This is a genomic window from Shewanella septentrionalis, from assembly GCF_025370265.1.
Taxonomy (GTDB): Bacteria; Pseudomonadota; Gammaproteobacteria; order Enterobacterales; family Shewanellaceae; genus Shewanella; species Shewanella hafniensis.
The window spans coordinates 1-17,232 of record NZ_JAMTCC010000057.1 but is presented as its reverse complement, the minus strand read 5'-3'; the positions used below and the strand labels follow the sequence as shown (position 1 = coordinate 17,232).

Below are 17,232 nucleotides of genomic sequence, written 5' to 3'. Positions count from 1 at the left end.
TTACCAGAGGTCAAACGTGCCTTAGCCGTGCGCTATTGCCCTTGTTGCCATCAAGCTATGCATTTTATGGGCGTTCATATGCGTCATCGACCGACAGGGGCTAATATCACCGCTTAAGGCGAGAAGTATAAGGATAACGGGTTAACCAAACAAAATGAGGACTCGATAAAGGCTTGATAAAAAAGTGATAAAAATATTAGCTCGTTCGCTAAGGGCGGGTCATGTCTGCAAAAAAGTCTCTTTCAAAGTACGACCTTAGCACCCTCAAATTCTCAATCCGCTATTTGCATAATAAAGTGTCAACAACCAGCATCGGGCTTGTTCAACACTTGGGATAAGGTCGCGGCTACGCGCGGCCTATCCTTATTTGTTATGCATGAAACCCTGTTATGTTCTGGATGTCAACGATAAGGGTGGGAGTCGCAAATGTATTGCTATTCAAGGAAGGAGTTACACTGAGCTGCTGAACACTTACATATTCCAGATGTACTAGATGAATGGTGATCTTTCGGCTTTTGATATCAGCCATTACCAACTCAAACTCTGAGGACGTAATGACTGATATTCGCTTACTTCAGACTGAAAAGGTTAGTTTAAATCCTGATTAGGCTGATTTTTCACCGCGATAATCGTGGCACGTTTGGGCGCAGGATAACCTTCAACCGTTTTGGTGATGTCGTTAGGATCTAAGTATTCAACCAGTGACTCGTTAGGCATCCAGTCGGTACGGCGTTGCTCAGCAAGGGCTGTGACATCGGTATCTACACAACGTATGTCGGTAAAATCACACTTCTTTAACCAGAGCATGAGGGCGGCAACGGACGGAATAAACCATACATTATTCATTTTGCCATATCTATCTTGAGGCACGAGTACGGCGTTTTCGTCGCCATCTATCACTAAGGTTTCTAGCACGAGCTCACCACCGGTGCGCAATTGATCACGCAGCTGTAACAAGTGATCGATAGGTGAACGCCTGTGATACAAAACGCCCATGGAGAAAACTGTGTCAAATGCATCAAGCGGTGGCAGCTCTTCAATGCCAAGAGGCAACAAGTGCACAGGGTGATGTGTGCCTGCTAACCGTTTTACCGCCTCAAATTGACATAAAAACAACGGCGAAGGGTCGATACCGACGACGCGCTTAGCACCTGAGCCCAACATGCGCCACATGTGATAGCCACTGCCACAACCGACATCGAGCACAGTGCGGTTGTTTAGCGGCGAAATATGTTGCTTAACGCGGTCCCATTTCCAGTCACTGCGCCATTCGGTATCGATATGTATGCCATGAATGTGGAAGGGGCCTTTACGCCATGGCATAAACAGACGCAGCAGGTTTTCTAGCTTCTCTTTTTCGCCTGGGCTGAGTTGCTCGCCGCTACCGACGGTCACGCTATCAACAAAATCCACTTGGTCGGGTGCCGGATAGTGCAGCTTGTTGAGCACTTTTTCCCACTTTGGCAGGTTGCCGTGTTTATGCTCCCGTTGCCACTTGCCTAAAATGCTCGGCAGGGTTTCGAGCCAGTGCTGTAGATTCGAATCGGCGATTTGTTGGTAAAATGAGCTAAAGCTGATCACTTGATGGCCACCATAGAAGCAAAGTTAAAGCATTGGAACCAGAGACTAAAGTGACTGAAGCCTTGGCTGGTGAGTCGTTGTTGATGCGTGGTTAAGGTGTCTGGCTTCATGACATTTTCCAGCGCACTGCGTTTTTGGCTGATCTCAAGTTCGCTGTAACCATTAGCGCGTTTAAAGTCCAAATGTTGCTCTTCCAATAAGGTTTGGATAGGAGCATCTTCGAAGCGAATTTTTTCAGACAGCACTAAAATCCCGCCGGGATTAAGACCCTGATAAATCTTGGCTATCAGGGTTTCTCTGTCTTCTGGTGGTAAAAATTGCAAGGTAAAATTGAGTACCACCAATGACGCATTTTGAATATCGATATCGCGAATATCACCGCAAACCAGATCGACATCCGTATCGCTGACATAGGCATTCAGGTTCTCTTGGCAGCGTGCGACCATAGATTCACTGTTATCTACAGCGATAATGCGGCATTGGCGGCCTTGGATTTGGCGGCGAATACTTAAGGTGGCGGCACCGAGTGAGCAACCCAAATCGTAAATTTGAGTATTTGGCATGACGAAACGATCTGCAAAATCGCCTATGGTATTGATAATTTGCGTATATCCAGGCACTGAGCGGCGGATCATGTCACTGAACACGCCTGCTACACGGTTATCAAACTGGAAATCGCTAATATGCTCGCTCGCTTGAGCGTAGATAGTGTCTTGAGAAACGTTCATCTGAGATTTTTCATGGGAATTCAACCCGGCATTTTAACGAATCCGAGCGATTAGCAGCAAGTCTCATACTGGTAATTTGCGATAAATTTTTGTCTAATACGCCATAGATAACAAAATCGTTACATGTACATCAAGTACTAAGGGCTCAACTTGAAGTTTGTGATCCACTTAATTGTGATCTTGTGCAGCTGTTTTTTGAGCATAACAGGGCAGGCAACTCCATTGCCCGACGAGCCATTAATCGTGGTGATGGGTGAAGATAGCTTTCCCTATCAATATGTCGACAACGATGGCGAGCCGACTGGACTACTGGTCGATTTATGGAAAGAGTGGGCGAAACAAAGCCATACCCAAGTGATTTTTGTGGCGCGCCACTGGCACGAGTCCCTTGACCAACTGCGGCAAGGTAAGGCGCAAGTGCATATCGGCATGGGGAAAACCCCTGAGCGTGAGCAAGAGTTCGACTTTACTGTGCCCATCGCCGATGTGGGTACTTTTTTGTATTTGCATAAATCCTTGCAGGGTAAAAAGTCCATTAAAGAACTGATCCCCTTTCAAATTGGTGTGGTATCGGCTTCGTCTCATGAAGCGGAATTGCACCGTATCGAACCTCAGCTTGTGTTTAAACGCTACGAAAGTCGCGAGAAATTACTCGCTGGGGTCGCCGCTGGCGAGATTATGGTGTTTGCGGGCTTAGAAGGTTATTTGAAAGATCCCGCTTCATCCCAAGAGATTGCTGCGAATTATCCCAATACGGCGCGTATCCAAATTAAGGCGATGCAATTTGTTCCTGCGGTCAAAAAAGGCAATCTTGATTTGGTCGATAGGATCAATAAAGGTTTCACCGCGCTCGATGCACACTTTATCCAGCAAACGGAGCGACGATGGCTTGGTTATCAACGTCAACAAGCTGGGATTGTTATTTCCATGCAACTGGGCGTCGAGCCTTTTGTGGACTTAGGTGTTGATGGCTTACCCCATGGCTTGTATGTAGATATGTGGCAGCTTTGGTCTGAGAAAACCGGTATCGCCGTTGATTATATTTCTGGCGATATGAACTCCAGCGTGGATGATGTTCGCCGTGGTCTTGCCGATGCCCATATTGGTTATCCTGAGAGCGAGGATGTCAAAACGGGGCTTAGTCGGGCTTGGCATTTATATACGGTTAAGAGTCGACTCTTTCTCTATCAGCAACAGTTAACCGATTTAGACAGCTTAAAAGGCAAACGTATCGGGGTGGTGCCGACGGCGCCTTATCTCGTAGAGTTACGTAAAGCCTTACCCCAAGTGGCATTGCGCTATTACGACAATATGGATGCTATGGTCGCGGGCGCAAGATCGGGCGAGATTGTTGGCTTTGTGGCTTCGGGTGCATGGACATCCCATTATTTACTGCTCAATAAAGGCTGGTCTGACTTTAGCCAGTATCCCAATCTCGAATTTAGCACCAATATTTATGTGCTGACTCGCAGTGATGATCCTGGCCTGACGCAGCGGATCGCCAATGGATTTAACAATATTAGCAATCAAGAGTTTGCCGATATTGAAAATAAATGGATGCTCAATCCCAAAGATCATGTTTTTACCCAAACTGAACGGCATGTCAGCTTAAGCACTGCAGAACAGGCCTATGTGGAAAGTGTAGGCGAGCTTAAAGTGGGCTATTTAAAGCAATGGCCGCCGATGGAGTTTATGGATGAGCAGGGCGAGTTTGCGGGGATCAACAGCGATATCGTCAAATTACTCAAGGAACAGCTCAAACTTAAGCTGACGCCCGTTGCCTTTGATGATTGGCATTCGTTAATCGAGGCGTTGCAAAAGGGCGAGGTAAGTTTAGCCGGCAGTGTCGCCCAAACGGCAGAGCGCCAGCAGCGTTTAGCGTTTAGTGAGGCTTATTGGCCATCGCCGTGGGCATTGGTGTCGCAATTGGAGCAAGTCTCGGTATTCAATATTGCCCAGCTTGCAGGGCAAAGGGTGGCCGTGGTCGAGGGCTATCATTTGGTGGCGCAATTGATGAGTCTGGAACCTTCACTCAAGTTAGTGATAGTGCCAAATACGCAGGCGGGATTGGCGGCGGTGACGAATGGCAATGCGGATGTGTTTATCGATAAAGTGGTGACATTGGCCTCCGAACTTAAAACCAGTCACTACCCGACGCTGAAAATGTCGCTGCTGAGTGATCTTGCCGATCAGCATAGCCATATTGGTGTTTATCCTCAGTTTGCGCCGCTGGTGCCAATGATTAACAAAGCCTTAGCCTTGATTGATACTCAGCATCAGCAGCAAATTTATGCGCGTTGGGTGTCATTTTCTGTCGTGACAGAGAGTGCTAAATATCTGCAATGGCTGCGTTATATCGTATTTGGCGTGATAATCTTGTGCTTAGTGATGGTGGCAGTGTTGTTAGTGAATCGCCGCTTAAATCGTGAGATCACTCAGCGATTAGTGGCTGAAAAACGTTTGTTGCATGTGGCGAACCACGATGCTTTGACTCAGTTACCTAACCGCGCCTTGCTCGATGACAGATTAGCCCAAGCTTTGCTGTCCCATCAGCGCGAGCAAGCACACTTTTCCTTACTATTCATCGATTTGGATGGCTTTAAACAGATTAATGATCAACACGGTCATCCGATTGGCGATGAATTGCTGGTACAAGTTGCCCAAAAGTTAACCAAGGTTATCCGTGGCTCAGATACCGTGGCGCGATTTGGCGGCGATGAGTTTGTTATCCTGCTAAATCGTGTGCAAGATCTCGATGCTGCAACCCAAGTTGCTGATAATATTCTACAGGCACTGTCGAGCCCTTTGCTTATTCAAGGCGTCAGTGTCAGCATAGCAGTCAGTATGGGCGTGGTGATTTATCCCCGCGATGGTGATACCGCGATAGGCTTATTGAAAAAAGCCGATCAGCTGATGTACCAAGCAAAAAGTTGCGGCGGGCGTTGTTATCGCTCAGCTTGATGTTTTTTTGAACGCTCATGCTCAGATAGTGCGTTCGCCTCTAGTCAAGGGCGTAAAACTGTTTGATACTTCACCGCCTAAGTGTGAAGTACTTTGGTAATCGGCATTATTTTACTATAATGCCGCTTTTATCTCGTTTTGATTATTTCCAAAGCACCGGTTTCCGGATAAAGGATAGAGTTAGATGCGCAGTCATTATTGTGGAGACGTCAATAAGTCTCACGTTGGACAAGAAGTTACCTTGGTAGGTTGGGTTAATCGTAGCCGTGATTTGGGTGGCGTTGTCTTTTTAGATTTAAGAGACAGAGAAGGTCTGATCCAAGTGGTCTATGATCCAGACTTACCTGAGGTGTTCAATGTCGCCAGCACGCTGCGCGCCGAATTTTGCGTTCAGGTTAAAGGCCTAGTTCGCGCCCGTCCTGACAGCCAAGTCAATGGTCAAATGAAGACCGGTGAAATTGAAGTCTTAGGCCAAGCCCTGACTATCATCAACGCTGCCGATCCACTGCCATTGAGCATGGATAACTACCAGAACAACAGCGAAGAGCAACGTCTTAAGTATCGTTACTTAGATTTACGTCGTCCAGAAATGGCGCAGCGATTAATTTTCCGCGCTAAAGTGACCAGTTCTGTGCGTCGTTTCCTCGACTCAAACGGTTTCTTAGACATAGAAACACCGATCCTGACCAAGGCAACCCCAGAAGGTGCCCGCGATTATTTAGTACCAAGCCGTACTTATAAAGGTCAGTTCTTTGCCTTGCCACAATCGCCACAGCTGTTTAAACAGTTGCTGATGATGTCAGGCTTTGATCGCTACTATCAAATCGTAAAATGCTTCCGTGATGAAGATTTACGTGCCGACCGTCAGCCAGAATTCACCCAAATCGATATCGAAACGTCTTTCATGAGCTCTGAGCAAGTGATGGCGAAAACCGAAGAGATGATGCGCGGTCTGTTCCTTGAAATGCTGAACGTAGATCTGGGCGAGTTCCCACGCATGACCTACAACGAAGCGATGCGTCGTTTCGGTTCAGATAAGCCAGATTTACGTAACCCATTAGAGCTGGTGGACATTGCCGATTTACTCAAAGAAGTCGAATTTGCGGTATTCTCAGGCCCTGCTAACGATGAAGAAGGCCGTGTTGCTGCACTGCGTATTCCTGGCGGCGCTGCACTGTCTCGTAAGCAAATAGATGATTATACTAAGTTTGTTGGCATTTATGGTGCTAAAGGCTTAGCGTGGATGAAGATTAATGACCTAAGCCTTGGCTTAGAGGGCATTCAATCACCTGTGCTGAAATTTTTAAACGAAAGCATAGTCAATGAAATCGTTAGCCGCACTGGCGCGCAAACCGGTGACATTATTCTGTTTGGTGCTGACCAAGCGACTGTGGTTGCTGAATCTATGGGTGCACTGCGTCTTAAAGCCGGCGAAGATTTCAACTTATTACAAGGCGAATGGCGTCCACTGTGGGTGGTTGACTTCCCAATGTTTGAGAAAATCAACGGCAATTTCCACGCTGTTCACCATCCGTTCACCGCACCGCGCGGCGTAACGGCGGCAGAACTTGAAGCTAACCCAGCAAATCGTGTTTCTGATGCTTACGATATGGTATTAAACGGCTGCGAATTAGGCGGTGGTTCAGTGCGTATCCACAACCAAGAAATGCAGTCTGCGGTATTCCGTATTTTGGGTATTACCGACGAAGAAGCTAAAGAGAAGTTCGGCTTCCTGTTAGAAGCACTTCGTTACGGTACTCCGCCGCATGCAGGTTTAGCGTTTGGTTTAGACCGCATCATTATGCTGATGACGGGCGCAAGCTCAATCCGCGATGTGATGGCGTTCCCGAAAACGACTACAGCCGCTTGTCCGCTGACTAACGCACCAGGATTTGCAAATCCGCAGCAGTTAGCTGAACTTGGCATTGCCGTGGTTGAGAAAGCCGTTAAAACGGAAGACTGATCTTTTGTAACAGGGCTTTTGTAAATCGATCTTATGCAAATCGACCTTATTCAAGTCGACGTTGTGTAACTCGTTTTGTGAAAGGCGATTGGCGTTAGTCTATTAGCATTAGTCCTTATCAGTTATTTTTAGTCGTACCGAAAACCGAGGCGCAAGCCTCGGTCTGTTTTAGTGAACCGTCATTTCTTTGCTTATCAATATCTATTTGTTCAATCCTAAATAGCCGTTATTCAATCCATTACACCTCGGCTCTTGATAAGCTATGCGATGACACCTCAGTTAAGGAGACTTCCCATGGCAGGTCACAGTAAATGGGCCAACATTAAGCACCGTAAAGCAGCTCAAGATGCTAAACGCGGTAAACTCTTTACTAAATTCATTCGCGAATTAACCGTCGCAGCCCGTGAAGGCGGCTCAGATCCCGATTCCAATCCACGATTACGTGTCGCCATTGATAAAGCCCTCGGCGGCAATATGACCCGAGACACGGTTGAGCGTGCGATTAAACGCGGCGCCGGTGAGTTGGAAGGTCAGCAACTCGAAACCATTCTATATGAAGGTTATGGCCCAGGCGGCACCGCTGTGATGGTCGAAACCATGACGGACAATCGTAATCGGACTGTGAGCGGTGTGCGCAATGCGTTTAGTAAATCGGGCGGTAACTTAGGCACGGATGGGTCGGTTTCTTATCTGTTCACTAAGCGTGGGGTGTTATCCTATGCGCCGGGAACCGATGAAGATGCATTGATGGAAGCGGCGCTTGAAGCGGGTGCGGAAGATATTGTCAGCTATGATGATGGCGCGATTGACGTCTTCACCGATCCCGTTGATTTCTATACAGTGAAAGAGCAGCTCGATAAAGCCCATTTTGTGGCGGATAATGCCGAAATCGCGATGATAGCCTCGACGAAAGCTGAGCTTGATCTAGACACCGCCGAAAAATTTATGCGCCTTATCGATACCCTTGAAGATCATGACGATGTGCAAGAAGTGTATCATAATGCGGAAATCTCCGATGATGTGATGGCAAGCCTAGGTTAGATTGACTGTGAGCTGGATTTGGGCGTCAATCTAGACCAATTTCAGCTCGCACACGCTAACGTAGGACACTCGCTAATCCAGGAACTGAGACGAACATTCAGATCCCATATAAGGCATTAAATGGCAATTATTTTAGGTGTTGACCCAGGTTCACGGATCACCGGCTATGGCGTGATCCAATGTCAGGGGCGGCATCAGATTTACCTCGGCAGTGGCTGTATTCGCACTTCGTCTGAAGAGCTTCCTGGTAGGCTCAAGCAAATTTTTGATGGGATCACTGAAATTATTCGTCAGTATCAACCGGACGAATTTGCGATTGAGCGAGTATTTATGGCAAAAAATGCCGATTCTGCGCTCAAGCTTGGCCAAGCACGGGGCGCGGCCATTGTCGCCGCAACTGTCGCCAATTTACCTGTGGCGGAATACAGTGCGACTCAAATTAAAAGTGCAGTCGTTGGCACAGGGCGAGCACAGAAAGCTCAAGTACAACACATGATCCAACAACTACTAAAACTACCCGCAGCCCCACAAGCTGACGCCGCAGATGCACTCGGTGTTGCTGTGTGTCATTATCACACCAGCCAGAGTTTAATCGCATTGAGTGGCCGGGCAACGGCAAGAACATACGGACGGTACAGATGATAGGTCGTTTACGGGGTGTGCTAGTTGAGAAACAAGCGCCAGAAATTTTGATCGATGTTAATGGTGTGGGTTACGAGTTGCAGATGCCGCTCACCAGCTTTTATGAGTTGCCTGAAGTTAACCATGAAACTATGGTGTACACCCACTTTGTGGTGCGTGAAGATGCACAGTTACTCTATGGTTTTATCACTAAACAGGAAAGGGCGTTATTTCGCTTACTGATCAAGACCAATGGCGTGGGTCCCAAGCTCGCACTGACCATTTTATCAGGCATGACAGCCGGAGAATTTGTGGGTTGTGTTGAGCGTGATGACATAGTGACCTTAGTGAAATTACCGGGTGTGGGTAAGAAGACCGCCGAGCGGTTACTGGTAGAAATGCGCGATAAGCTCAAGAGCTTGATGGAAGCCTCAGCAGGTTCAGAGCGTGAGTTTGTGCTGCAATCTAATTACTCTCCTGCGCCGACAGTCAATAGCGCCGAAGAAGACGCCATTTCAGCTTTAATTTCGTTGGGTTATAAACCGCCGCAGGCGAGTAAATCAGTTTCTGCAGCCTACAAAGAAGGTATGGATTCAGAGACTCTGATCAAAGCTGCCCTTAAGTCGATGCTTTAATTGGATAATGATGATAATTAAGATGAAAGCTGCGAGAAGGAATAATAATGATTGAGGCAGACAGACTCATCCAGCCGCAGATCCAAGCTCAAGATGAATCCATCGACAGGGCAATGCGCCCTAAAATGCTCGATGAATACACGGGCCAAGATGACACTCGGGCGCAGCTTAAGGTGTTTATTCAAGCAGCGAAGAATCGCAACGAAGCCTTAGATCATATGTTGATCTATGGTCCGCCGGGATTGGGTAAAACCACCTTAGCCATGATTGTTGCGAACGAGATGGGGGTAAACATTAAATCTACCTCGGGTCCCGTGCTTGAAAAAGCCGGAGATCTCGCCGCTCTCCTGACCAACCTTGAATCCGGTGATGTGTTATTCATCGATGAAATCCACCGATTAAGCCCTGTGGTAGAAGAGATTTTGTATCCGGCGATGGAAGATTATCAGCTGGATATCATGATAGGTGAAGGGCCTGCAGCGCGTTCCATCAAGCTTGATTTACCGCCGTTCACTCTAGTGGGCGCAACAACACGGGCAGGGGCGTTAACCTCACCACTTCGGGCGCGTTTTGGGATCCCGCTGCGGCTTGAGTTCTATAACATCAAAGATTTAAGCACCATAGTCACGCGTTCGGCGCAGGTAATGGAGCTGGATATTGATGCTGAAGGCGCATTTGAAATCGCGCGCCGTTCACGCGGAACACCGCGAATAGCCAACCGATTGCTGCGTCGCGTGCGGGATTACGCGCAGGTGAAGCATGACGGTGCAGTCACTAAGTTTGTGGCCGAACACGCTTTAGACTTGTTAGATGTGGATAGTGAAGGTTTCGATTATATGGATCGCAAATTGTTACTGGCTATTATCGATAAATTTATGGGTGGACCAGTAGGACTGGATAACTTAGCCGCAGCCATCGGCGAAGAGCGTGAAACCATTGAAGATGTGTTAGAACCTTTCTTGATCCAGCAAGGGTTTATCCAACGCACGCCCCGCGGCCGCATTGCAACCGCACGGGCATACCAGCATTTTGAGTTGATCAAACCTGAATAACCATCTGCTTGATAATACCGATAATGAAAGGCGACCTAAGTGGTCGCTTTTTTATGGGTGAGATTTACCTTTGCGTACAGTTTGGGTGAAGCAAAAACGACTCTTGAACAAAAAAGACTATGTTTTAATAGGCGTTCATTGTAGAGGATGTGAGGATTTTTGTGAGTATACATATATCGGTTTTGTTAATATTAAGCTCTATTAATCTATACAAGTATTACAGCAATTTTTGGTTTTTATTAATACAGAAATAATGATATTTACATAAATACTAATTATTTATGGCTATTTACTAAACCGATATTTATTAATAAATGCATCTACGTGGTGTGATTTTTGTACTATAAAAGGCCAGTTTACTTATTGGAACTGCTTTTTACTTAGATTAACTTAACTTTACAAATAGGGTGTAGCTTATTAAATCCTCAAAATAACTAATCAATTGAGTATCATTTTAATCGACGCGTTATGCGGAACTGTTTGTATCCATATTGTTTCTATTCAGTGTGAGGCAATATTTATTTGCATAAATATTACAATTGATACTGGCTGTATCTTTCCTTAGATGCTGATTTAGCACATTTATCTTAGGGTTTTAAGTGTCAGGTTAGCTGCTCATGTCTATAGCTATGCATTTTTAGCAATAGTTAATCAACATTCTGTTCTAAGGTGTGTTTATAGTCATTTACTGAAGTGTGATCTGCGTCACATTTATCGATACTCAATATGTTGCTACATTGTTATTTGTTAACAGTATTAGCAGCTGTTTATTTGTCATTACTAAGCCTTAATCCCTGAACTATTGTATAAATTAAGTATTATAAAAAATAACATCTATAAAATTAAACATAAGTCATTATATTTTTTAACAATATCTTTCTGTTGGTTAATATTTTGAGCGTTGACGGAATTAAAGTGAATCCTCAGTATCGACTGCAACACTAGTACAGCAATAGTTGTACAAGCTGTAAGCATAAAAATAATAGTAAGACTAGGGAGCATTCATACATGATCAAAAGAACCAAAGTTGCGTCGGCTATTAACTTAGCTATCGTTGCATCTATCACTTCAGGTGCATTTGTTACGACAAGCGTATTTGCAGCGGAAGAAAAAGCAAAAGTTGAACGTATTGAAGTCACGGGTTCACGCATCCAACGCCAAGATATGGAAACAGCTTCTCCTGTGACCGTTATTGATGCAGCCGCGATTAAAGCAGAAGGTTTCACTTCTGTAGACCAAATGTTACAAGTGCAAACATCTATGGCGGGTGCAGCCATTGGTTCAACTACGAACAACGGTGCAGATGGTGTTGCGCAAGTTGATTTACGTGGTATGGGCTCACAACGTACGCTTGTGTTGCTGAATGGCCGTCGTATGGTGAACTCAGGTTCTGGCGCCAATAGTTCTGTCGATTTAAACTCTATCCCAGTTGCTATGATCGCTCGCGTTGAAATCCTGAAAGACGGTGCTTCAGCGGTATACGGTTCAGATGCGATTGCAGGTGTAGTGAACATTATTACTAAGAAAGACTTTGAGGGTTTCCAACTAGACTTTAACGGTAGTGGTACTGATAAAGGCGATGGCCGTAACGGCGACGTAAGTGCTTTATATGGTTTCAATACCGATGGTGGTAACTACACCTTTGGTGCGGCTTACTCAGATCGTCGTGGTGTGATCCAGAGTGACCGTAGCTGGACACCAGCTGGTGAAAGTTGGACAATCCCAACAGGCGCTTTAGATTACATGGTTAAAGATGCCAATGGTAAGTGGGTAGACCAAGAGAATACTTACGATTATACGCAGGATAGTTACTACCAAACTCCAAGTGAACGCCGTAGTTTGTTCGCAAACATGACTCAAGAGTTAGGTAACGACGTAGTATTAACTGCTGATGCTATCTACACTAACCGTCGCTCAAATCAACAAATGGCGGCACAACCTGCAAATATTGGCTTAAATGTTTGTGGTGATTCTCATACTCCAGCTGGTGCCCCATGTTTGACATTAGATAGTGAGATGATCGCTGCTGGAATTAAAGCCAACGATAAAGGATTAGTGAATTATCGTCGTCGTACTAACGATGTTGGTCCTCGTATTTATACTCAAGATACCGACACTTGGCGTTTATCTGGTGGTTTAGCAGGTACCTTAGATGTTCATACTGGTATGAACTGGGATGTAACCTATACCTATGGTAAAAACCAAGCTAAAACTGCAGTAGATAATTCTATTAATGCATCAGATATGAAGTCATCAATCTATGCAAATCCAGATGCATGGTTTAGCGGCACTCCAATAACTCAGCAAATGATCAATGAAATTGGTTATTCTGAACAAGCCAATGGTGGTAACGAGCAACAAACGCTATCTGCAGGTTTGAATGGTGAGTTGTTTGACCTGAAAGCGGGCGCTGTTGGCTTTGCTCTTGGTGCTGAATACCGTCGCGAAAGTGGTTTCTATAATCCCGATCCAATAGTTGTTGCTGGTGAAAGTACTGCCGCTCAACAAGACCCTACAGATGGTAACTATAACGTTATTTCTATTTTCCAAGAAGTAAGTGTACCTTTCACTGAGAAATTAACGGGTGAATTTGCGCTACGTTTAGACGATTACTCTACTTTCGGTAAAGCAACGACTTGGAAGATTGGTTTAACCTACACAGCAACAGATGATTTAATGATACGTGGTGTGGCTGCTACCGGTTTCCGTGCACCGAGTGTGAGTGAATTGTATGGCGGTAACTCAGGTTCATTTGATTATTTAACTGACCCATGGGGTAAAATTAAGGATGCACAAATCCTTGTTAACCGTACATCAGACCAAGATTTGAAGCCTGAAGAGTCTGAGTCTTATACAGCTGGTTTAGTATATTCTCCAAGCTATGTTGATGGTATGTCGGTGACTCTTGACTATTGGCGTTTTAAGTTAGATAACGCAATTGCACGTATGGATACGCAAGTTGGCCTAGACGCATGTCATAGATTCCAGACTAAAGGAGATAAAACGGGCGAAGCATCTTGTGAAATCTTCAAAATCGGTGCGAATGGTGATTTAGATAACTTAACTAACGCACTGACTAACGTGGGCTCACAAGATACGAGTGGTGTTGATTTTAACTTAGCCTATAGTTTCGAGCTGATTGGTTTAGATTGGAAAGTGAACAATGACACGACTTACTTAGTCAACTTCGAGCAGGACGGTGAAACCTATACTGGTACTATCGATGGTAACTTTGGCGCTTATGCTCGCGTTCGTAATAACTTTAGTCTTTCAGCTGGTCAAGATGACTGGAGTGTTATGTACTTCAATCGTTATATCGGCGGCATGACTGACTTAGCTGAAGGTACAGATGCTGACTCAATTCTTTACCACAATATTTCAGGTACTTATCATATCAATGATATGACGACTGTCAGTTTGGGAGTTAAGAACTTCACTGATGAAAAACCAGTTACTGTATCCAACGGTAGCGATGGTGGTACCGTTCCTGAAGTGTACGACACCATTGGCCGTACTATTTACGGTGGTGTAACGGTTAAGTTCTAAGCTAAGTTAATACTCTTAGTGTTTAAAAAGCGCCTTAGGGCGCTTTTTTATTGTGAAATGGAACCAGACACAGATTCTTCAGTGGCTTACCATTATTTGACTCGTCATTTTTCAATAGCCATTCTTCGTTTAATCTTCCCCTAATGTCGTATTTTGTTCACAGTTTTCAACATCACATTTCTTAACGAATGTAATAGGTCTAGAGTCATTTCGATTCGCATGCTAATATAAATGATATAGATTCTCGTTTGGGTTTTAAGGATGAGTAAAATACTCTTAGTCGATGATGATCCCTTGTTTAGTGCTTGGTTGGCCGATGCCTTGGGCACGCAAGGACATGAAGTTGAATGTGCGGTGAATGGTGTCGATGGCCTGGCATGCATTGAACGTTTTGCACCCGACATCATAGTGCTCGATTTGGTCATGCCGCAAATGAATGGTTTTGAGCTGCTAAAAGCGCGGGAATGCTCAACGCCAGTATTGATGGTCTCTGCACGGGATAATGAAGACGATCGTATCACTGGCTATGAATTAGGTGCCGATGATTTTTTGAGTAAACCATTTAGCATCAAAGAGCTTTTTGTGCGCTTACGCGTCTTAGAACGCCGTCTTTGTATTAGTCAATCTCATCAGCCGCAAATGGCGACTGTGGCGGCGAAAGTGATTAACTTTGATGATATGAGTTACAGGATCACTATTGGCAGCCGTTATGTCGATTTGACCCAAACTGAATTTAAATTATTTAAATATTTGTTTGAAAGAAAAGGCCAGGTAATCACTAAGCAAGAGTTACAGCGTTCAGTGTTACAAAAAGATCTGGGCCGATTTGACCGCAATCTTGATATGCACATTAGTAACACGCGCCGTAAATTAGCCAACATCAGCTTGCCGCGTAACTTAATCAATACAGTTCGAGGCCAAGGTTATAGCTTCATGGCTTAACGTCATACTTCGGTGTCTCGTTAGCGGCAAGATTTTGTAGAAGTTTGGCGAAAATCTTGGTTAATAAAAGGACGACTGTAACGGGCCTTGATGGAATTTTCTGGCTTTCGTTTTCCCCTTGGGATGTTTTGGTTTATCCTATCGGCCATATAATAAAATGTGCCGCGTGCTATACGCCGCGTGCCATTAAGAGCCCTTAGCTTTAACAACCTATTAGGAATCAATATGCGGATCAGTGCCAACTTTGATGGCGGAAATATCCAAGTCGTCAATCTTGATAATAAAGACGATATTCAACTGGCTATTCGTCCCGATGCGGGCGGCGAGTTTTATCAATGGTTCAATTTTCGATTCGAAGGTGAGGTGGGTAACCATTACACCTTAAATATTATTAACGCGGGCACTGCTTCTTATACCAAGGGTTGGGAAGATTATCAGGCAGTGGCCAGTTACGATCGCCAGCATTGGTTCCGTATTCCTACACAGTATAAAGACGGCAAACTGAGCATTAGCTTAGAGCTGGACTGCGATGCGATTCAAATCGCTTACTTTGCGCCATACAGCTATGAGCGTCACTTAGATTTACTCAGCAGCGCCCAGTTACACCCAGATGTCAATTTAGAGCATTTGGGCCTGACCTTAGATGGCCGCGATATTACCCTGATGAAAGTAGGGAATGGCGATCCTTCTAAACGCAATATTTGGATCACCGCCAGACAACATCCGGGCGAAACCATGGCTGAATGGTTAGTCGAAGGTCTAGTGAATCGTTTACTCGATAATGATTGTCCAACAGCGAAAGCGCTGCTCGACAAAGCCAATTTCTATATAGTGCCGAACATGAATCCCGATGGCAGTGTCAGAGGCCATTTGCGTACCAATGCGATTGGCATCAATCTTAACCGCGAGTGGCAAACGCCGAGTTTAGAAAAGAGTCCAGAGGTGTACCACGTCGTCAACAAGATGCAGCAAACCGGTGTCGACTTGTTTTATGATGTCCACGGCGATGAAGGCTTACCTTATGTATTTTTAGCGGGTTGCGAGGGCGTGCCTGCCTACAATGATAAGTTGGCGCAGCTGCAAGCGGATTTCAGCCAAGCATTGACCTTAGCCAGTGCCGATTTCCAAACTCAGTTTGGCTATGACAAAGACGAGCCAGGCCAAGCGAATCTAACGGTAGCCTCTAATTGGGTCGCTCAGACCTTCGAGTGTTTATCCAATACCCTCGAAATGCCTTTTAAAGACAATAACAATCTGGCCGATCCTTTTGTGGGTTGGTCGCCAGAGCGCAGTATTTATTTAGGTGAAGCATCGCTTATTGCCATGCTCGCCGTTGTTGATAAGTTACGTTAGGGCGAGGCTGATATGGCATTAATGGAATGTCCAGTGTGTCGCAAGCGGATGTCGAGTAAGGCGCCTTCATGTCCCCATTGTCAAGCGAGCACCAATGGTGACAATGAGTCCTTATCGCGCATTAGTCATATTCAAAAGTCCAGCAGCTTAATGAACCAGAGTTTTGTTGCTATGACCTTGTTTATTGCAGGCGTGGTGATTTGGTTTTGGGGTGGTGAACCTGCCGAAGGTATGCGGGCGAACATCGCCGGAATATGCTTCGTGTTTGGTTTTGTGGGTTATCTCATCACACGAGTCAGAATCGTGTTACATAAGCGGAAAAGTGTATGACAGATATTAATCAAGTGATCGATCAAATGCCCATTGAAGTCTATGAAAGGCTTCGTAGTGCAGCAGAGCTGGGTAAGTGGGAAGATGGCACTGTGTTAAGTGAAGCGCAGCGTGAATCGACCCTGCAGGTCGTGATGTTGTATCAAGCCCGTAAGCTTGAGCAAACTGAGCATTTCACTATTGCCCCCGACGGTAAAATCAATGAACTGTCTAAAGCTGAGCTGAAAAAGCAATTCCGCGGTGAGTCAATTGCCGAGTTTAAAGTACAAGATTTGTAACTTACTCATTAGTTTGACGCCGTTTAATCTGAGTTAAAATCAAAAAGCCCATATTTAATGGGCTTTCTTGTTACTAGGGTCTGTTGATCTTTGCTGTACAAATGGTGTTCAGCAATACATCGGCAGCCACATTAACATAAACGCCAGTGACACCATACTGGCGTAATTTCTTGCTAGCTTGTCATATCTTGTTGATATTGC

General features: G+C 45.3%; 13 protein-coding genes and 2 pseudogenes. 12 read left to right on the top strand and 3 right to left on the bottom strand.

Annotated elements, in window-relative coordinates:
• Positions 1 to 117 (top strand): annotated as a pseudogene (locus NE536_RS23005) (IS91 family transposase); the annotation flags it as partial.
• Between the two features lie 471 nt (positions 118 to 588).
• On the opposite strand, the gene cmoB reads toward NE536_RS23005, so the two are convergent.
• The gene (gene cmoB, locus NE536_RS21095; RefSeq protein ID WP_261273933.1) at positions 589 to 1,581 is read right to left on the bottom strand and encodes a tRNA 5-methoxyuridine(34)/uridine 5-oxyacetic acid(34) synthase CmoB; all 993 of its coding nucleotides are present in this window, start codon (positions 1,579 to 1,581) and stop codon (positions 589 to 591) included.
• Complete coding sequence (gene cmoA / locus NE536_RS21090) at positions 1,578 to 2,309, bottom strand: carboxy-S-adenosyl-L-methionine synthase CmoA (protein ID WP_006081747.1); 732 nt, start codon at positions 2,307 to 2,309, stop codon at positions 1,578 to 1,580. Before cmoA ends, cmoB begins: the two co-directional genes overlap by 4 nt.
• A gap of 150 nt (positions 2,310 to 2,459) precedes the next feature.
• On the opposite strand from cmoA, the gene NE536_RS21085 reads away from it, so the two are divergent.
• The 11 genes from NE536_RS21085 (at position 2,460) to NE536_RS21035 (ending at position 17,031) form a co-directional block, all read left to right on the top strand.
• A complete protein-coding gene (locus tag NE536_RS21085) occupies positions 2,460 to 5,270 on the top strand; it encodes a transporter substrate-binding domain-containing protein (protein WP_261273932.1) in 2,811 nt (936 codons plus the stop codon).
• A 184-nt stretch (positions 5,271 to 5,454) separates the two neighbouring features.
• The gene (aspS, locus tag NE536_RS21080) at positions 5,455 to 7,233 is read left to right on the top strand and encodes an aspartate--tRNA ligase (protein ID WP_012089298.1); all 1,779 of its coding nucleotides are present in this window, start codon (positions 5,455 to 5,457) and stop codon (positions 7,231 to 7,233) included.
• Between the two features lie 294 nt (positions 7,234 to 7,527).
• Entirely contained in the window at positions 7,528 to 8,274 is a 747-nt protein-coding gene (locus NE536_RS21075) for a YebC/PmpR family DNA-binding transcriptional regulator (protein ID WP_261273931.1), read from the top strand.
• A gap of 120 nt (positions 8,275 to 8,394) precedes the next feature.
• Positions 8,395 to 8,916, top strand: a complete 522-nt coding sequence (ruvC, locus tag NE536_RS21070) for a crossover junction endodeoxyribonuclease RuvC (protein WP_006081743.1) — start codon at positions 8,395 to 8,397, stop codon at positions 8,914 to 8,916.
• A complete protein-coding gene (gene ruvA / locus NE536_RS21065; protein ID WP_006081742.1) occupies positions 8,913 to 9,530 on the top strand; it encodes a Holliday junction branch migration protein RuvA in 618 nt (205 codons plus the stop codon). Before ruvC ends, ruvA begins: the two co-directional genes overlap by 4 nt.
• 47 nt (positions 9,531 to 9,577) lie before the next feature.
• On the top strand, positions 9,578 to 10,582 hold the full coding sequence (ruvB, locus tag NE536_RS21060) for a Holliday junction branch migration DNA helicase RuvB (protein ID WP_006081741.1): 1,005 nt from the start codon (positions 9,578 to 9,580) through the stop codon (positions 10,580 to 10,582).
• A gap of 1,008 nt (positions 10,583 to 11,590) precedes the next feature.
• Positions 11,591 to 14,128 (top strand): TonB-dependent receptor plug domain-containing protein, encoded by a 2,538-nt coding sequence (locus NE536_RS21055; protein WP_261273930.1) that lies wholly within the window; start codon positions 11,591 to 11,593, stop codon positions 14,126 to 14,128.
• Positions 14,129 to 14,389: 261 nt separating this feature from the next.
• Positions 14,390 to 15,070, top strand: coding sequence for a response regulator transcription factor SsoR (gene ssoR, locus NE536_RS21050; RefSeq protein ID WP_261273929.1), 681 nt, complete (start codon positions 14,390 to 14,392; stop codon positions 15,068 to 15,070).
• A gap of 225 nt (positions 15,071 to 15,295) precedes the next feature.
• The gene (locus tag NE536_RS21045; protein ID WP_006086776.1) at positions 15,296 to 16,423 is read left to right on the top strand and encodes a M14 family metallopeptidase; all 1,128 of its coding nucleotides are present in this window, start codon (positions 15,296 to 15,298) and stop codon (positions 16,421 to 16,423) included.
• Positions 16,424 to 16,435: 12 nt separating this feature from the next.
• On the top strand, positions 16,436 to 16,753 hold the full coding sequence (locus tag NE536_RS21040; protein ID WP_261273928.1) for a zinc ribbon domain-containing protein: 318 nt from the start codon (positions 16,436 to 16,438) through the stop codon (positions 16,751 to 16,753).
• The gene (locus tag NE536_RS21035; RefSeq protein ID WP_012089294.1) at positions 16,750 to 17,031 is read left to right on the top strand and encodes a YeaC family protein; all 282 of its coding nucleotides are present in this window, start codon (positions 16,750 to 16,752) and stop codon (positions 17,029 to 17,031) included. Before NE536_RS21040 ends, NE536_RS21035 begins: the two co-directional genes overlap by 4 nt.
• 108 nt (positions 17,032 to 17,139) lie before the next feature.
• Here the strand turns inward: NE536_RS21035 and NE536_RS21030 are convergent.
• Positions 17,140 to 17,232: pseudogene (locus tag NE536_RS21030) on the bottom strand (IS5/IS1182 family transposase); the annotation flags it as partial.